Here is a 16,917-nt window from a genome sequence, read left to right as displayed (position 1 = left end):
CCCCGGTTCTGGTGATGCATTCGACGGGCATATAGCGGGTGCGTCGGGCGTTGGCACATGTCAGGATTGCTGACACGCGCCAGAAACGCCCGGCGCGGGACACAACGGACAGGAGACACAGCTTGCGAGACCAGGAGACCTACGTTCACCTCGAGGACGACGAGCTCGACGTCACCACCGGCGAGTACGAGCTGTCGGAGCGGCAGGCGTTGCGGCGGGTCCCGGGCCTCTCCACCGAGCTGACCGACATCACCGAGGTCGAGTACCGCCAGCTCCGGCTGGAGCGGGTCGTCCTCGTCGGCGTCTGGACCGAGGGTACCCAGGCCGATGCGGAGAATTCCCTCACCGAGCTGGCGGCGCTGGCCGAGACGGCCGGCTCGCAGGTGCTCGAGGGGCTGATCCAGCGCCGCAACCGCCCCGACCCGGCCACCTACATCGGCCGGGGCAAGGTCGACGACCTGGGCGCGGTGGTCCTCGCCACCGGCGCCGACACCGTGATCTGCGACGGCGAGCTGTCGCCGTCCCAGCTGCGCAACCTGGAGCAGCGCACCAAGGTCAAGGTGGTCGACCGCACCGCCCTGATCCTCGACATCTTCGCCCAGCACGCCAAGAGCAAGGAGGGCAAGGCGCAGGTCGAGCTGGCCCAGCTCGAGTACCTGCTGCCCCGGCTGCGCGGTTGGGGCGAGACGCTGTCCCGGCAGACCGGTGGTTCCGGTCGCGGCGGCGGCGCGGGCGGCGGCGTGGGCCTGCGCGGCCCCGGTGAGACCAAGCTGGAGACCGACCGGCGCCGGATCCGGCACCGGATCGCGCGGCTGCGCCGCGAGATCAAGGGCATGACGACGGTACGGCAGACCAAGCGCGCCCGCCGCTCCCGCAACGCCGTCCCGGCGGTGGCCATCGCCGGGTACACCAACGCCGGCAAGTCCAGCCTGCTCAACCGCCTGACCGGGGCCGGGGTGCTGGTGGAGAACGCCCTGTTCGCCACCCTCGACCCGACGACCCGCCGGGCGACCGCGGCCGACGGCCGGGTCTACACCCTCTCCGACACGGTCGGGTTCGTCCGGCACCTGCCGCACCAGATCGTCGAGGCGTTCCGCTCCACGCTGGAGGAGGTCGCCGACGCGGACCTGGTGGTGCACGTCGTCGACGGGACCCACCCCGACCCGGAGGAGCAGGTCCGGGCGGTCCGCGAGGTGCTGGCCGAGGTCGGCGCGGACCGGCTGCCCGAGCTGCTGGTGGTCAACAAGACCGACGCCGCCGACGAGGAGACGCTGCTGCGGCTCAAGCGGCTCTGGCCGGACGCCGTGTTCGCCTCCGCCCATTCCGGGCAGGGGATCGACGAGGTGCGGGCGGTGATCGAGCAGCGGCTGCCCAGCCCGGCCGTGGAGGTCCGCGCGGTGCTGCCGTACGACCGGGGTGACCTGGTCGCCCGGGTGCACCGGCAGGGCGAGGTGCTCAGCGCCGCCCACCTGCCGGAGGGGACGCTGCTGCACGTACGCGTCGGCGAGGCGCTCGCCGCCGAGCTGGCCCCGTACGCCGCGGAGGAGCGCCTCGTCGCCCACGCCGGGTGAGACCGCCCGGCGGCACCGGGTCGTCGCCGACGACCCGGTGCACCGTGGCCGCCGGGGTCGATGTCCCGGCGGAACGTGGCGGCAATCCCGGCATGCGACACTGACCCCATGCGCCGCGCTGTTTCCTCGGTCACGGTCACGGTTGCCCTCGGCGTGCTCGGGGCGACCGTGGCGGTTCCCGGAGTCGCCCTGGCCGCCCCCGCCCTGGGGGCCGCGCCCGAGCCCGGCAAGAAGCGCTGCACGGTGACCGACGAACGGCTGCGGGAGCTCTCCGGCCTGGTGGCCACGAAGAGCGGTTACCTCGTCGTCAACGACTCGTCGCAGATCGAGGCGCGCAAGCGGGTCTTCTTCCTCGACACCAAGTGCAAGCCAGCGAGGGAGCCGGTCCGGTACTCGGGCAACGGCCCCTTCGACACCGAGGACCTGGCGCTGTCCCCGGACGGCGAGACGCTGTGGATCGCCGACACCGGGGACAACATCACCAGCGCCCAGCGGCGCGAGCGGGTGGCCGTGTGGACCATGCCGGTCGACGGCTCGGAGAGGCCGGTGCTGCACCGCCTCTCGTACCCCGAGGGCAAGCCGCACGACGCCGAGGCGCTGCTGATCGGCGACGACAACAAGCCGCTGATCATCACCAAGGTCGCCAGCGGCAAGGCCGAGATCTTCACCCCGTCCGGGAAGCTGAAGAGCGGGGACACCGACCCGGCCCCGATGACCAAGGTCGGCGAGGTCTCGCTGCCGAAGACGAACACCCCGAACCTGCTCAACACCATCGGCCGGGTCGCCATCACCGGCGCGGCCCGCTCGCCGGACGGCAGCAGGGTGGTGCTGCGCACGTACGCGGACGCCTTCGAGTACGACGTCGCCGGCGGGGACATCGTCGGGGCGCTGACCAAGGGCAAGCCCAAGGTCACCCAGTTGACGGACCCGTTCGGCGAGGCGATCTCGTACACCACCGACGGCAAGTCGTTCGTCACCGTCTCGGACGGCGGCGAGCTGGCCGAGGACGATCCCATCGAGATCCTGGCCTACACCCCCTCGACGAAGGGGGCGGAGGCGCTGGCCGGCGACGACGGCGGCCCGCCGAAGCCGACGGCGCAGAAGTCCTGGATCGAGGGACTGAGCCTGAACGAGATCACCTATCTGATCGCGGCCGTCGGCGTGATCGGCGCGCTCATGGTAGGCGCGGGTGTCGTCGGCATCCTGCGGGCCCGCAGGCGCCCGGCAGCCGACCCGAAGGGCGGCGCCGACCCGGCCGAGTGGGACGGCGGCGCGGGCGGCCGTTACCCCGACCAGCCTCCCCGCAGGCGCGACGGTTCCCCGGACGGTGACGGCGCGCGTGGCGGTGTGTACGGCGGGGCGGCCGGCGGCGTCTACGGCGGCGACGCGGCGGGCCCCGGCCCCGCCCGGGGCGCGTCGGGCGGGGTGTACGGCGGTGGCCGACCTGCCGGTGGCCCCCAGGGCGGCCGGCCAGCCGGCGGCGGCCGCCCCCAGAGCGGGGGCGTCTACGGCGGTGGTCGGCCCGCGGGCGGCGGCGTGTACGGCGGCGGCCAGCCCGCGGCCCGGCCTCCGGCGGGTGGCCGTCCCGCCCGGGGCGGACAGCCCGGTGGCGGCGGTGGGGCCTACGGTGGTGGCCGGCCCGAGCCGCCGCGCGCGGCGGGCCCGCGGGACCCACGCCCGGGACGGCCGGGCGACGGCGGTTGGGACGACGGCCGGGGCGGCTACGGCCCCCCGCCGGGCCGTGGGCGCCGGGGCGACCGGCACTGACCGGCACCCCGCCCCCGGCGATCTTGCACTTTCGGCCCCCCCCCCCCCGGTATGAATCGTTCGCCCGGTTCGCCGGGGCGCAAAGTGCAAGATCGCGCTGCGCTCGCAGGCGGTCAGATCCGGCGCAGGACCGCGACGACCCGCCCCATGATGGTGGCGTCGTCGCCGGGGATCGGGTCGAAGGCCGGGTTCTGCGGCATCAGCCAGACGTGACCGTCCCGGCGCCGGTAGGTCTTCACGGTCGCCTCGCCGTCGAGCATCGCGGCGACGATCTCGCCCGAGTCGGCGGTCGGCTGCTGCCGGACCACCACCCAGTCGCCGTCGCAGATCGCGGCGTCGAGCATCGAGTCGCCCTTGACCTGGAGCATGAAGACCTCGCCCTCGCCGACCAGCTCGCGGGGGAGGGGGAAGACGTCCTCCACCGCCTGCTCGGCGAGGATCGGCCCACCGGCGGCGATCCGGCCCAGCATCGGCACGTACGCGGGGGTGGGCCGCTGGGAACGGCTCGCCTCGTCGTCGAGCGCGTCGCCGGGGGTGCGCACGTCCACCGCGCGCGGGCGGTTCGGGTCGCGGCGCAGGAAGCCCTTCTTCTCCAGCTCCTTGAGCTGGTAGGCGACGCTGGACGGGGAGACCAGGCCGACCGCCTCGCCGATCTCGCGGACGCTCGGCGGGTAGCCGTGCCGCTCGACCCAGGTGCGGATGAACTCCAGGATGCGGCGCTGGCGGGCGGTGAGGTCGACCGCGGCCGGGTCGGGGAACGTGCTGACCACGGGGGTGACCGGGCGCACGGCGGGCTGGCCCGTGCGGCTGCGGGCGGCGCGGGGCCGCCGAGCGGCCGGCGGACCCGCCTCGGCGCTCTGCTGCGGGTTCTTCGGCCGGCTGGCCCGGTCCTCGGTCACGTCCGTCCTCCCTGGTCGGCGCTCGGATGCCCCGGCGGCTCGTGGTGCGTGCGAAAGGGTGTGCGACCGTTCCGGCGGTGGCTCGCCGGCGCGGTTGTTCTTGACCGTATAGGTGAGATCGGTCATTTTCAAACATCTGTACGACGTTCTTCGGCGTGTCGGACCGGAAAAGCGAGATATCCGAACGCCTGTTCTGGTAAATGGTACGCGGCTCTCGTACATCCGTTCGAGAGCCCGCGTGCCGTGTCCGGTTGTGATCGGCCGGTCCGGTGAGCGTGTCCGGGGGCGGCGGTGCCGCGTTGGGGTTTCGGTGGCGAGCGGAGGGGAGAAGAGCGGACGTGATCCTGGCGACTCGCCGGACACGCCGTTCAACTTGACCTCGGTTCGCCGGACGCCTACGGTCGACCCCTAGATGTAGTAGTCACATGGGCGTAAGTCGCCTACAGGTTGGGTTCAACTACCGACCGCACTTCCCGCTACCGCACCCGGTGGCGATCCCCGTGTGGGGTCGGCGCCGCGGTTCGGCGTGCCCGGGGGGCGGCCGGTACCGCCCGCCGTCGATGAAGGAGGTCTGGCGATGCGGTGCCCCTACTGCCGGCACGCCGACTCGCGGGTGGTCGACTCGCGGGAGGCCGACGACGGCCAGTTGATCCGCCGGCGGCGGGCGTGCCCGGAGTGCGGCAAGCGGTTCACCACCGTCGAGGAGGCGGTGCTCGCGGTGGTCAAGCGCAGCGGGGTGACCGAACCGTTCAGCCGCACCAAGATCATCGGTGGGGTGCGCAAGGCGTGCCAGGGACGGCCGGTGGACGAGGACTCGATCGCCCTGCTGGCCCAGAAGGTCGAGGAGACCGTCCGGGCCAAGGGGGCCGCCGAGCTCCCCAGCCACGAGGTGGGGCTGGCGATCCTCGGCCCGCTGCGGGACCTGGACGAGGTGGCGTACCTGCGCTTCGCCAGCGTCTACCGCTCGTTCGACTCCCTCGCGGACTTCGAGCGCGAGATCGAGACGTTGCGCGCCGCCGCCCGTGCCCGGCAGGGCGCCGGGGCGGAGGGCCACGCCGAGGCGGCGGGGGCCGCCGGGCGTACCAGTTGATTTTTCTGGATTCTGACAGTGGGACGCGCGGTGGGTGACCGCGCAGACGAGGGGGCGGATGACATGGCGGGGGACGGCGTGACAGCAAGTCGGTCGCGGGCGAAGGCCGGCGCGGGACTCAAGGTCGAGCGGGTGTGGACGACCGAGGGGGTCCACCCGTACGACGAGGTGACGTGGGAGCGTCGCGATGTCGTGATGACGAACTGGCGGGACGGCTCGATCAACTTCGAGCAGCGCGGGGTCGAGTTCCCCGAGGCCTGGAGCATCAACGCGGCCAACATCGTGACCACCAAGTACTTCCGGGGCGCGGTGGGCACCCCGGAGCGGGAGTGGTCGCTCAAGCAGCTGATCGACCGGGTGGTCAGCACCTACCGCACGGCCGGCGAGGAGCACGGCTACTTCGCCACCCCGGCCGACGCCGAGGTGTTCGCGCACGAGTTGACCTGGATGCTGCTGCACCAGGTGTTCAGCTTCAACTCGCCGGTCTGGTTCAACGTCGGCACGCCCTCGCCCCAGCAGGTCAGCGCGTGCCTGCCGTACGACTCTCTGGTCAGCACGCCGAGTGGCCTCGTGCCGATCGGCAAGCTGGTCGAGGACAACGCCGTCGGGACCAAGGTGTACGACGGCAACGGCCTGACCCGGATCGTCGCCGTCAAGGCCAACGGGGTGCGCGAGGTCATCCGGCTGCACACGAAGGCGGGCTACACGCTCGACGTCACCCCCGACCACGTGGTGTGGAAGAGCACGGGCCAGGGCGCGGGCCGGTGGGTCGAGGCCGGCACGCTGGAGCCCGGCGACAAGCTGGAGTGGCACCGCAGGTACGCCTACGGCGAGAACGAGATCAGCCTGCGGGAGATCCGGGAGGCCGCGCTCGCCGGCTGGCTGCAGTCGGACGGGTTCGTGGGTCAGTACGACGAGGGCACGAACCGGTCGCTGACGATCGAGGCGATGACCGTCAACGACGACGAGTTGGGCTGGGTCACCGTCGCGCTCGACGAGGTGTTCGCCGACGCGCACCGGCACGAGCGCGCGGTGGTGACGCAGAGCGACGAGCTGGACTGTCGGCGTACCCGCCTCTACGGCGAGCACCTGCGCCCGTTCGTGGAGAAGTGGGACCTGCTCACCCGCGGCGTGGACATGGAGGTGCCGGAGCGGCTCTTCACGGCGCCGCTGCCGGTCGTCGCGGCGTACCTGCGCAGCATCTTCCAGGCCGAGGGCTACGTCTCGGCGCGCGAGAGCTCGACGCTCGTGGCCGTGGACATGATCTCGGAGAAGCTGATCCGCGGCGTGCAGAGCCTGCTGCTGCGATTCGGAATCTTCGCCCGCGTCGGGTACAAGGCCGACCCGCGCCCGGACCGCAAGGGCTGCTGGTCGGTGCGGATCCAGAACGACGGCGACCGCGACCTCTTCGCCACCCACATCGGATTCGTCGGCGCCGAGAAGATGGCCAAGCTCGACGCGAGCTTCGCCAAGCCGGGCCGGCCGGCCGCCGACGTCAAGCGGCTGGAGATCGACCGCGTCGAGCCGCTCGGGGCGATGGAGGTCTACGACATCCAGACCGAGAGCGGCGAGTTCCTCGCCGGCAACCTGCGGGTGCACAACTGCTTCATCCTGGCCGTCGACGACTCGATGGACTCGATCCTCGACTGGTACAAGGAGGAGGGGCTGATCTTCAAGGGCGGCTCCGGCTCCGGGGTGAACCTGTCCCGGATCCGCTCCTCCCGGGAGCTGCTCTCCTCCGGCGGCACCGCCTCCGGCCCGGTCAGCTTCATGCGCGGGGCCGACGCGAGCGCGGGGACCATAAAGTCCGGCGGGGCCACCCGGCGCGCGGCCAAGATGGTCATCCTCGACGTGGACCACCCGGACATCGAGGAGTTCGTGGTCACCAAGGCGCGCGAGGAGGACAAGATCCGCGCGCTGCGGGACGCCGGCTTCGACATGGACCTCGGCGGCTCCGACATCGTCAGCGTGCAGTACCAGAACGCCAACAACTCGGTGCGGGTCTCCGACGAGTTCATGACGGCGGTGGACAACGGCGGGGGGTTCGACCTGCGCGGCCGGCTCGACGGGCAGACCATCGAGACGATCGACGCCAGGAAGCTGTTCCGCACCATCTCCCAGGCCGCGTGGGAGTGCGCCGACCCGGGCCTGCAGTACGACGACACCATCAACGACTGGCACACCTGCCCGGAGACCGGGCGGATCACCGCGTCGAACCCGTGCTCGGAGTACCTGCACCTGGACAACTCCTCGTGCAACCTGGCCTCGCTCAACCTGATGAAGTTCCTCCGCGCCGACGGGGGCTTCGAGGTGGAGAAGTTCGTCAGGAGCGTCGAGCTCGTCATCACGGCGATGGACGTCTCCATCTGCTTCGCCGACTTCCCGACCGAGAAGATCGGGGAGACCACCCGCGCGTACCGGCAGCTCGGCATCGGGTACGCCAACCTCGGCGCGCTGCTGATGGCCTCCGGCCTGCCGTACGACTCGGACCAGGGCCGCTCGCTGGCCGCCGCCATCACCTCGCTGATGACCGGCACCGCGTACCGCCGTTCCGCCGAGCTGGCCGGCGTCGTCGGCCCGTACGACGGCTACGCCCGCAACGCGGAGCCGCACAAGCGGGTCATGCGCAAGCACGCGGCCGCCAACGACGCGATCAAGCCGGCCGGCACCGTGGCCACCGCGATCCAGCGGGAGGCCACGAAGCAGTGGACGCAGGGCAACAAGATCGGTGACAAGTTCGGCTGGCGGAACTCGCAGGCCGCAGTGTTGGCGCCCACCGGAACCATCGGCTTGATGATGGATTGTGACACTACGGGTGTTGAGCCCGATTTGGCGCTGGTCAAGTTCAAGAAGCTGGTCGGCGGCGGCTCGATGCAGATCGTCAACCAGACCGTCCCGCGCGCCCTGCGCAGCCTCGGCTACCCCGAGGAGCAGGTCGAGGCGATCGTCGAGCACATCGCCGACCACGGCCACGTCGTGGACGCCCCCGGCCTCAAGCCGGAGCACTACGCGGTCTTCGACTGCGCCATGGGCGAGCGGTCCATCGCGCCGATGGGTCACGTGCGGATGATGGCGGCCGTCCAGCCGTTCATCTCCGGCGCCATCTCCAAGACGGTCAACATGCCGGAGCAGGCGACCGTCGAGGACGTCGAGAAGATCTACTTCGAGGGCTGGAAGCTCGGCCTCAAGGCGCTGGCGATCTACCGGGACAACTGCAAGGTCGGCCAGCCGCTGTCGGCGGCCAAGAAGACCAAGGCCGTCGAGACCCCGGCCGCCGAGGTCGAGAAGGTGGTCGAGAAGGTCGTCGAGTACCGGCCGGTGCGCAAGCGGCTGCCGAAGAAGCGGCCGTCGGAGACGATCTCCTTCTCCGTCGGCGGTGCCGAGGGCTACCTCACCGCGTCGTCGTACCCGGACGACGGCCTCGGCGAGGTCTTCCTCAAGATGTCCAAGCAGGGCTCGACCCTGGCGGGCGTGATGGACGCCTTCTCGGTGGCCATCTCCATCGGTCTCCAGTACGGCGTCCCGCTGGAGACGTACGTCAGCAAGTTCACCAACATGCGCTTCGAGCCGGCCGGCATGACCGACGACCCGGACGTGCGGATGGCCGCCTCGGTGATGGACTACATCTTCCGTCGCCTGGCCCTGGACTTCCTGCCGTACGAGCGCCGCGCGGAGCTGGGCATCTTCACCGCCAAGGAGCGGGCCGCGCAGCTCCAGGCCGAGGCCGAGGCGGAGGCGAACGGTGCGGACCTCACCGCGATGGCCGCCTCCGCCCCGGTCGAGGCCAAGCCGGAGGAGCCGAAGGCCGGCGCGGTCGTCCAGCCCGCGCGGGAGGTGGCGGACGCCGCCGCCACCAAGGCGGCCCCGTCGGTGGGTTCCAGCACCGAGCTGCTGGAGGCCGTCCTGGGCAAGGCCGCGGACGCGCCGCTGTGCTTCACCTGCGGTACGAAGATGCGGCCGGCTGGTAGCTGCTACGTCTGCGAGGGCTGCGGCTCCACCAGCGGCTGCAGCTGACCTGCACTGAGTGACGGCGACCGCCCGACCCTTGGAGAGGGGCGGGCGGTCGCCGTCATCTTGCTTGGATGTCGTTGCTACCGGCGGTAGCATCGACTCGTGAGCGCCGAACCTATTCCTCCGCATCCGTCCTCCGAGGAGGACGCCGCAGATTCTTCCGGGTCCACGGAACTCTCCCGTTCGATGTCGGAGATGCTCGATGCGATCCACGACATGGGGAAGGCTTCGCCGGAGTTCAGGGCTGAGGCGGAGCGACTGCTGGCCGGCGGCGCACGCGAGCCAGGTCGGCGGCTCCGGTTGGTCGGTCGCGCCCGCAAGGTGAGCGTGTCGATGCCCGAAGACCTCACGGCCGCCGTGCAGCAGCGGGTCGGGCGTGGCGAGTTCAGCCAGTACGTCACCGAGGCCGTGGCCCGGCAGCTCGAGTTGGATCTCCTTGGGGAACTCGCGGAGTTGCTGCAGGAGGAGTACGGGCCGATCTCCGACGAGGCAATGACCGAGGCGAGGAATTCGTGGCCAGACGCCCAGTAGGTGCGGGCGGCGCGCTCGTCCTGGACAGCGAAGGACTGGTCAAGCTCTCGGCGGGAGATCAGCGGGTTCGTGCGTTCCTCCAGATCGCGCACGAGCGCGGTGCCAGGGTCGTCGTCAGCGCCGTGACCCTGACCGAGGTGCTCCGGGGTGGCCCCCGCGATGCGGCCTTCCATCGGGTCCTGTCGCGGATCACGGTGGCGCCGGTGAGCCCGGAACTCGGCCGACGTGCCGGCGAACTGCTCGGGGAGGCGGGGCTGTCCGGGCACCGGTGCGCGATCGACGCGCTGGTCGCGGCGACCGCCCTGGAACTCTCCCGCCCAGTGGTGCTGTTGACCAGCGATCCGGATGACCTGAGCAGGCTGGTCGACGAGCCGGATCGGCCCAAGGAGCAGCGGATCGCCGTCGTTCACGTGTGACCTGCCGCATCGAGGCTGTTCGGCGTCGGCGATGACTGCGACGATCCAGGCATGACGATCGCTGCGGGGTACGTCGAGTTCGCCGGACGTGAGGCGCAGGGCGTCTCGCCCGCGTACGAGCGACTGGCGCTCGCGGTCTCCCGCGACGACGAGCTGCTGGCCCTGCTCGGCACGCTCCCGCCGGCCAAGTGGCAGCCGAACCTGCTGTTCGGCGTCGTCCGGTTCCTCGGCGGCCCGGTCGACGAGCCGGACGCGTTCCGCGAGTACACGCTCGCGAACTGGCCGGCGGTCGAGGCGCAGCTGCGCGTCCGCGTCACGCAGACCAACGAGGCCGGCCGGTGCGCCGTACTGCTGCCGGTGCTCGCCGCGCTGCCGCAGCCGCTCGCGCTGCTGGAGGTCGGCGCGTCCGCCGGGCTGTGCCTGTACCCCGACCGGTACGCCTACCGCTACGGCGATCACCTGGTCGGCTCCGGCGAGCCGGTTCTCGACTGCGCGGCGACCGGCGTGCCGCCGCCGGGCGACGTACCGCAGGTGGTGTGGCGGGCGGGGCTCGACCTGAACCCGCTCGACGTGACCGACCCCGCGGACGTCGCGTGGCTCGACGCGCTCATCTGGCCGGAGCACGCGCACCGCCGCGCCCGGCTGCGGGCAGCGGCGGCCGTCGCCGCGGCCGAGCCGCCACTGCTGGTACGCGGCGACCTGGTGGACGACCTGCCGGCGCTGGCCGCGCGGGCACCCGCCGACGCGACGCTGGTGGTGTTCCACACCTCCGTGCTCTACCTGGTGCCGGCACCGCGGCGGCAGGCGTTCGCCTCGGTGGTACGCGAGCTGCCCAGCCACTGGGTCGCGAACGAGGTCCCGGAGGTGCTGCCCTACGCGGGGCTGCCGGAGCCGCCGGGCGAGGCGCTGCACCACGTGCTGGCGCTGGACGGGACGCCGCTCGCCTGGACCCGGGGGCACGGGCAGGGAATCATCTGGTTCGCGTGACGCCGCCGGCGGGTCAGCGAGCGATGATCGACACCAGGTCGGCGGCATGGGGGTGTCCGGAGAAGGTGGATACCGCAATGTCGGCGACGTGGCGAGGCGAGGGAACCGAACGGCGGGCAGGGCGGCTAGGGTTGCGGATCATGGGGGAGCCGAGCTGGCTGCGGGAGACCCGCGCGGCGTACGACACGGTGGCCGTCGACTACGCCCGGCTGATCGATCACGTGGAGGGGGCGGGCGGGCCGCTGGACCGGGCGATGCTGGCCGCCTACGCCGAGGCGGTCGGCGACGCCGGGCCGGTCGTCGAGGTCGGCTGCGGCACCGGCCGGATCACCGCCCACCTGCGCGACCTGGGCCTGGACGTCGCCGGGATCGACCTGTCCCCGGGGATGGTCGCGGTGGCCCGCGACGCCTGGCCGGGGCTGCGCGTCGCCGTCGGCTCGATGACCGACCTGCCGCTGCCCGACGGCGGGCTCGCCGGCCTCGTCGCCTGGTACTCGATCATCCACCTGCCGCCGGAGCTGCTGCCCGGGGTGTTCGCCGAGTTCCACCGGGTGCTGGCCCCGGGCGGCGAGCTGCTGCTCGCGTTCAAGGCGGGCGACCGGCGCATCCGGCTGGAGCAGGCGTACGGGCACGTCGTCTCCTACGACGTGCACTGGCTGCCCCCGGAGCGGATCGCCGCGCAGCTGGCCGACGCCGGGTTCACGGTGCACGCGCGCCTGGTCCGGGAGCCCGAGGGCTACGAGAAGGGCCCGCAGGCGTTCCTGATGGGGCGCCGCCCGTGAGCGTGGTCCTGTTCACCCTCGGCGGCACGATCGCGATGGCCGGCAGCGCCGAGGGCGGGGTGGTCGCCCGGCTCACCGGGGCCGAGCTGGTCGCGGCCGTGCCGGGCCTCGCCGACCTGGGCCACACCGTCGACGTACGCGACACCCGGGCGGTGCCCAGCGCGAACCTGACGTACCGGCAGATCCTGGACCTGGTCGACGCGGCGTCGTCGGCGGTGACCGGCGGCGCGACCGGCGTCGTGGTGACCCAGGGCACCGACACGCTGGAGGAGACGGCGTACCTGGCCGACCTGGTCTGGCCGCACCCGGAGCCGCTGGTCTTCACCGGCGCGATGCGCAACCCCACCCTGGCCGGCCCGGACGGCCCGGCGAACCTGCTCGCGGCGGCCCGGGTGGCCGCCGCGCCGGCCGCCCGCGACCTGGGCGTGCTGGTCGCCTTCCACGACGAGGTGCACGCCGCCCGCTTCGTCCGCAAGGCGCACAGCACCAGCACGGCGGCCTTCGTCAGCCCGAACGCCGGCCCGCTCGGGCATGTCGTCGAGGGCGAGGTACGGATGCTGACCCGGCCGCCCCGGCTCGACCCGCTGGCCGGGGTGGACCGGGACCGGCTCGACGCCGTGCGGGTGGCCCTGCACACGGTCACCCTCGACGACGACCTGCTCATCGACCTGTTCCGGAACCGGGACGGGCTGGTCGTGGCCGGGTTCGGCGTCGGGCACGTCCCGTCGGAGCTCGCCCCGGTGCTCGGCGAGCTGGCCGAGCGGGTGCCCGTGGTGCTGACCTCGCGGACCGGTGCCGGGTCGGTGCTGCGGCAGACGTACGGGGCGGTGGGGTCGGAGATCGACCTCCAGCGGCGCGGGCTGGTCAACGGCGGGCTGCTCGACCCGTACAAGGCGAAGGTGCTGCTGCGGCTGCTGCTCGCGGCCGGCGCCGACCGGGCGGCGATCGCGGCGGCCTTCGCCCGCCACGGCTGACCGCTTCTTCCTTACACTGCGGCGGTGAGTGGAGAACGGCTGCCGCTGGCACCCCGGCCGTTGACCGAGCCGCACCCGTCCCGGCTGCCGTCGGAGCACCCCGGCCGGGAGCGCGTCCTGGCCGCGCACGCCGCCGCCCTGGCCGCGGGGGAGGCCGGGTACCTCGACCCGGACACCGGGCTGTTCGTGCTCACCGCCGGATTCCTGGCCCGCCGGGGGACGTGCTGCGGGCGCGGCTGCCGGCACTGCCCGTACGTCGACGACTGAGGGCTTCCGTCCACGGCGGACACCCCGTACGGTGTGCGACGGACACCCGGCGGAGATCCGCCGACGAGTGCGGAGGTTGGGCGTGCACGGGCGGATCGCTCTCGCCGGCGTGGCGGTGCTGCTGGTGTCGGGTTGCGCCGAGGAGGCCGCGCAGGTCGCGGTGCCCCGCGCCGAGCCGGTGTCGGTGGACCTCCCGGCGGCCTCCTCGGGCGGCGCGTGCCGGCTGTTCGACTTCGCCGTGATCGAGGAGCACACCGGCACGCGTTTCGACGTGGCGGCGTCCAGCGAGCGCGGCGACACGCACACCTGCGTGGTGCGGGCCGAGCAGGCGCTGCTGCCCGAGTTGACCCTCACCGTCACCGAGACGTCGATCGACGTGGCGACCTTCACGGCCGACGTCCAGCCCAGCGGGGCGCGCAAGGTCGGCAAGCTGGGCCAGGTCGCCTACCAGCGGGTCGCTGCCGCAGACGGCAAGCACGGGCCGGTCGCCGAGGTCGGCTGGCTGGCCAAGGAGGACCGGCTGGCCGTCCTGCGCTGGACCCTGCCGAAGAGCGCCGACCGGGCCGCCGCCGACGAGCTGGCCGGCAAGCTGGTCGCCCTCGCGAAGACGGTCGACACCAGAGCCCTGTGAGCGGTGCCCCCGGCCGAGGACGGACGGGGGCGCGTCAGCGGGCGGGCGGAGACGGACCGGGGCGCGTCAGCGCGGGCGGGCGGTCAGCGGGTGGCGACGAAGACCCGGGAGGCGACCTCGCGGGGTAGCCGGATCCGCTCGGCGCCGGAACGGTCGATGAACACGCCGTCCCGCTCCTGCGCCACCGTGACCGTGGCGCCCGGGTCGACGCCGGCGGCGTGCAACTGCCGCAGCACGTCGGAGTCGGTCTGCAAACTCTCGCAGATCCGCCGGACCACCACGGGGCCGGAGAGCCCGGGGAACGCCAGGTTGCGCTCGCCCTCGCTGCCGTCGGCCTGCCTCTCGCCGTCGCCCAGCTCCTCCAGCCCCGGGATCGGGTTGCCGTACGGGGAGCGGGTCGGGCGGTTGAGCAGCTCGTAGACCCGCTTCTCGACCGCGTCGCTCATCACGTGCTCCCAGCGGCAGGCCTCCTCATGGGCCTCCTCGTAGGGCATCCCGATGACGTTGACCAGCAGCAGCTCGGCCAGCCGGTGCTTGCGCATCACGGAGACGGCGGTGCTGCGGCCCAGCGGGGTCAGCGCCAGGTGCCGGTCGCCCTCGACGGTGAGCAGGCCGTCGCGCTCCATCCGGGCGACGGTCTGGCTGACGGTGGGACCGCTCTGGCGCAGCCGCTCGGCGATGCGGGCACGCAGCGGCGGCACACCCTCCTCCTCCAGCTCGAGGATGGTGCGCAAGTACATCTCGGTCGTGTCGACCAGGTCATTCACGTCAGCGGACCTCCCAGAGGCCGATCGTACCCCGGCCGTCCGACACCACCTCGCGGCGAAACGCGAGGTGCCGTACCCGATGGTGTTGACTGGACGCCATGTCCGGTACCGAGGAACTGCTCGTCGAGGCCGACCGGCTCGCCGCCTGGCTCGACTCCGCCGACCCACCCGCCCTGCTCGACGTCCGGTGGCGCCTGGCCGGGCCGCCCGGCCGGGAGGACTACGCCGCCGGGCACCTGCCCGGCGCGGTCTTCGTCGACCTGGACACCGAGCTGTGCGGGCCGCCGGGCGCGGCCGGCCGGCATCCGCTGCCCGACCCCGCCGCGCTGCAGGCCGCGCTGCGGGCCGCCGGCGTCCGCGCCGGCCACCCCGTCGTCGTGTACGACGGCGGCGACGGGATGGCCGCCGCCCGCGCCTGGTGGACGCTGCGCTGGGCCGGCCACCGGCAGGTGCGGCTGCTGCACGGCGGCTTCCCCGCGTGGGTGGCCGCCGGCCTGCCCGTCTCCACCGACGTGCCGGCCCCGGAGCCCGGCGACGTGACCGTCCGCCCCGGGGAGCTGCCGGTGCTCGACACCGCCTCGGCCGCGGCGCTGGCCGCCACCGGCGACGGGGTGCTGCTCGACGTGCGGGCCGCCCCGCGCTACCGGGGCGAGACCGAGCCGATCGACCCGGTCGCCGGTCACGTGCCGGGCGCGGTGAACCTGCCCGCCGGGGAGTACGTCGGCCCGGACGGCCGCTTCCCGGCCGCCGAGGCGCTGCGCGAGCGGTTCGCCGCCGCCGGGGTCGCCGACGGCGCGCCCGTCGGGGCGTACTGCGGCTCCGGGGTGACCGCCGCGCAGGCCGTGCTGGCCCTGCACCTGGCCGGCCGTCCGGACGCCGCCCTCTACGTCGGCTCCTGGAGCAACTGGGTGGCCGACCCGTCCCGTCCGGTCGCCACCGGCGGCTGACCGTCCGGCCGGGCCGCCCCGGGCCGACCCGGCCCGGGGCGCCCGCATCGGGTGAGGGCTGCTGGCGGGCGTGCGACGATGGGCCGCATGTCCGAGGACACGGTGGTGGTGTGGGACGAGGCCCTGCTCGCGTACGACATGGGGGACCATCCGCTCGACCCGGTCCGGGTGGAGTTGACCATGGCGCTCGCCCGGGAGTTGGGCGTCCTCGACCGCCCCGGGGTGCGACTGGTCAAGCCGGAGCCGGCGGACGACGCCCTGCTGACCCGCGTGCACGACCCGCGCTACCTGGACGCCGTCCGGGCCGCCCCGCGCGATCCCCTGTTCGCCGGGTTCGGGCTCGGCACCTCGGACAACCCCGTGTTCGACGGGATGCACGAGGCCAGCGCGCTGATCACCGGGGCCAGCGTCGCCGCCGCCGAGGCGGTCTGGCGGGGCGAGGCCCGGCGGGCGGTCAACGTGGCCGGCGGGCTGCACCACGCGATGGCGGCCCGGGCGGCCGGCTTCTGCGTCTACAACGACCCGGCGGTGGCCATCGCCCGCCTGCTCGACCTGGGCGCGCAGCGGGTGGCGTACGTGGACGTGGACGTGCACCACGGCGACGGCGTGCAGGACATCTTCTGGCACGACCCGCGGGTGCTCACGGTCAGCCTGCACGAGACGCCGCTCGCGCTGTTCCCCGGCACCGGGTTCCCCGACGAGACCGGCGGGCGCGGGGCGGAGGGCAGCGCCGTCAACGTCCCGCTGCCGCCGGGGACGGACGACGCCGGCTGGCAGCGGGCGTTCCACGCGATCGTCCCGTCGGTGCTGCGGGCGTTCCGGCCGCAGATCCTCGTCACCCAGTGCGGGGCGGACGCCCACCGCCTCGACCCGCTGGCCGACCTGCACCTGTCCGTCGACGGGCAGCGCGCCACCTACCTGGCGCTGCGGGCGCTCGCCGACGAGCTGTGCCAGGGCCGCTGGGTGGCCACCGGCGGCGGCGGGTACGCGCTGGTCGAGGTGGTCCCGCGCGCGTGGACGCACCTGCTGGCGGTGGCCGCCGGCGCCCCGCTCGACCCGGCGACGCTGACCCCGCCCGGCTGGCGGGGGCTGGCCGCCGCCCGCCGCCCCGGCCGGCAGGTGCCGCTGCGGCTGACCGACGACGTCCACCCGGGGTACGTGCCGTGGCAGCCGACCGGGGAGCCGAACTCGGTGGACCGGGCGATCGCGGCCACCCGCCGGGCCGTGTTCCCGCTGTTCGGGCTCGACCCGCACGACCCACGCGACTGACCCGGCCT

General features: G+C 73.3%; 14 protein-coding genes and 3 pseudogenes. 15 read left to right on the top strand and 2 right to left on the bottom strand.

Going from position 1 to position 16,917, the window contains the following annotated elements:
- Window positions 1-122: 122 nt before the first annotated feature.
- Together hflX and ABGB16_RS10960 are read left to right on the top strand one after the other, a co-directional pair.
- The gene (gene hflX, locus ABGB16_RS10965; protein WP_347667880.1) at window positions 123-1,571 is read left to right on the top strand and encodes a GTPase HflX; all 1,449 of its coding nucleotides are present in this window, start codon (window positions 123-125) and stop codon (window positions 1,569-1,571) included.
- A gap of 108 nt (window positions 1,572-1,679) precedes the next feature.
- Window positions 1,680-3,338, top strand: coding sequence for a hypothetical protein (locus tag ABGB16_RS10960; protein ID WP_347667879.1), 1,659 nt, complete (start codon window positions 1,680-1,682; stop codon window positions 3,336-3,338).
- Between the two features lie 113 nt (window positions 3,339-3,451).
- On the opposite strand, the gene lexA is transcribed toward ABGB16_RS10960, so the two are convergent.
- Window positions 3,452-4,237: a transcriptional repressor LexA gene (gene lexA, locus ABGB16_RS10955; RefSeq protein WP_347667878.1), complete on the bottom strand. Its 786-nt coding sequence runs from the start codon at window positions 4,235-4,237 to the stop codon at window positions 3,452-3,454.
- A 577-nt stretch (window positions 4,238-4,814) separates the two neighbouring features.
- On the opposite strand from lexA, the gene nrdR reads away from it, so the two are divergent.
- The 11 genes and pseudogenes from nrdR to ABGB16_RS10900 all read left to right on the top strand — a co-directional run bounded on the left by nrdR (window position 4,815) and on the right by ABGB16_RS10900 (window position 13,926).
- Window positions 4,815-5,327, top strand: a complete 513-nt coding sequence (gene nrdR, locus ABGB16_RS10950; RefSeq protein ID WP_347667877.1) for a transcriptional regulator NrdR — start codon at window positions 4,815-4,817, stop codon at window positions 5,325-5,327.
- A gap of 63 nt (window positions 5,328-5,390) precedes the next feature.
- Window positions 5,391-5,858, top strand: a pseudogene (locus ABGB16_RS10945) (vitamin B12-dependent ribonucleotide reductase); the annotation flags it as partial.
- Window positions 5,859-6,740 (top strand): annotated as a pseudogene (locus tag ABGB16_RS10940) (LAGLIDADG family homing endonuclease); the annotation flags it as partial.
- A 189-nt stretch (window positions 6,741-6,929) separates the two neighbouring features.
- Window positions 6,930-9,341: pseudogene (locus tag ABGB16_RS10935) on the top strand (vitamin B12-dependent ribonucleotide reductase); the annotation flags it as partial.
- A gap of 99 nt (window positions 9,342-9,440) precedes the next feature.
- Complete coding sequence (locus ABGB16_RS10930; RefSeq protein WP_347667876.1) at window positions 9,441-9,869, top strand: hypothetical protein; 429 nt, start codon at window positions 9,441-9,443, stop codon at window positions 9,867-9,869.
- Window positions 9,851-10,285 carry a PIN domain-containing protein gene (locus ABGB16_RS10925; protein WP_347667875.1) on the top strand — a complete coding sequence of 145 codons (435 nt, stop codon included), beginning with the start codon at window positions 9,851-9,853 and terminating at the stop codon, window positions 10,283-10,285. Before ABGB16_RS10930 ends, ABGB16_RS10925 begins: the two co-directional genes overlap by 19 nt.
- Window positions 10,286-10,336: 51 nt before the next feature.
- Window positions 10,337-11,272 (top strand): DUF2332 domain-containing protein, encoded by a 936-nt coding sequence (locus ABGB16_RS10920; protein WP_347667874.1) that lies wholly within the window; start codon window positions 10,337-10,339, stop codon window positions 11,270-11,272.
- Between the two features lie 140 nt (window positions 11,273-11,412).
- Window positions 11,413-12,054: a class I SAM-dependent methyltransferase gene (locus ABGB16_RS10915; RefSeq protein ID WP_347667873.1), complete on the top strand. Its 642-nt coding sequence runs from the start codon at window positions 11,413-11,415 to the stop codon at window positions 12,052-12,054.
- A complete protein-coding gene (locus ABGB16_RS10910; RefSeq protein ID WP_347667872.1) occupies window positions 12,051-13,028 on the top strand; it encodes an asparaginase in 978 nt (325 codons plus the stop codon). Before ABGB16_RS10915 ends, ABGB16_RS10910 begins: the two co-directional genes overlap by 4 nt.
- A 24-nt stretch (window positions 13,029-13,052) precedes the next feature.
- Complete coding sequence (locus ABGB16_RS10905) at window positions 13,053-13,295, top strand: DUF5522 domain-containing protein (protein WP_347667871.1); 243 nt, start codon at window positions 13,053-13,055, stop codon at window positions 13,293-13,295.
- Between the two features lie 82 nt (window positions 13,296-13,377).
- Entirely contained in the window at window positions 13,378-13,926 is a 549-nt protein-coding gene (locus tag ABGB16_RS10900; protein WP_347667870.1) for a hypothetical protein, read from the top strand.
- 83 nt (window positions 13,927-14,009) lie between these two features.
- Here the strand turns inward: ABGB16_RS10900 and ABGB16_RS10895 are convergent, their stop codons facing one another.
- Window positions 14,010-14,693 (bottom strand): metal-dependent transcriptional regulator, encoded by a 684-nt coding sequence (locus ABGB16_RS10895; RefSeq protein ID WP_347667869.1) that lies wholly within the window; start codon window positions 14,691-14,693, stop codon window positions 14,010-14,012.
- A 98-nt stretch (window positions 14,694-14,791) separates the two neighbouring features.
- Here ABGB16_RS10895 and ABGB16_RS10890 point away from each other — a divergent pair, with 98 nt between their 5' ends.
- Window positions 14,792-15,640, top strand: coding sequence for a sulfurtransferase (locus ABGB16_RS10890; protein WP_347667868.1), 849 nt, complete (start codon window positions 14,792-14,794; stop codon window positions 15,638-15,640).
- An 87-nt stretch (window positions 15,641-15,727) separates the two neighbouring features.
- Window positions 15,728-16,909 (top strand): acetoin utilization protein AcuC, encoded by a 1,182-nt coding sequence (locus ABGB16_RS10885; protein WP_347667867.1) that lies wholly within the window; start codon window positions 15,728-15,730, stop codon window positions 16,907-16,909.
- Window positions 16,910-16,917 lie beyond the last annotated feature (8 nt).

This window comes from Micromonospora sp. B11E3, from assembly GCF_039871625.1.
GTDB lineage: Bacteria > Actinomycetota > Actinomycetes > Mycobacteriales > Micromonosporaceae > Micromonospora.
This window is presented reverse-complemented; position numbering and strand designations above follow the sequence as displayed.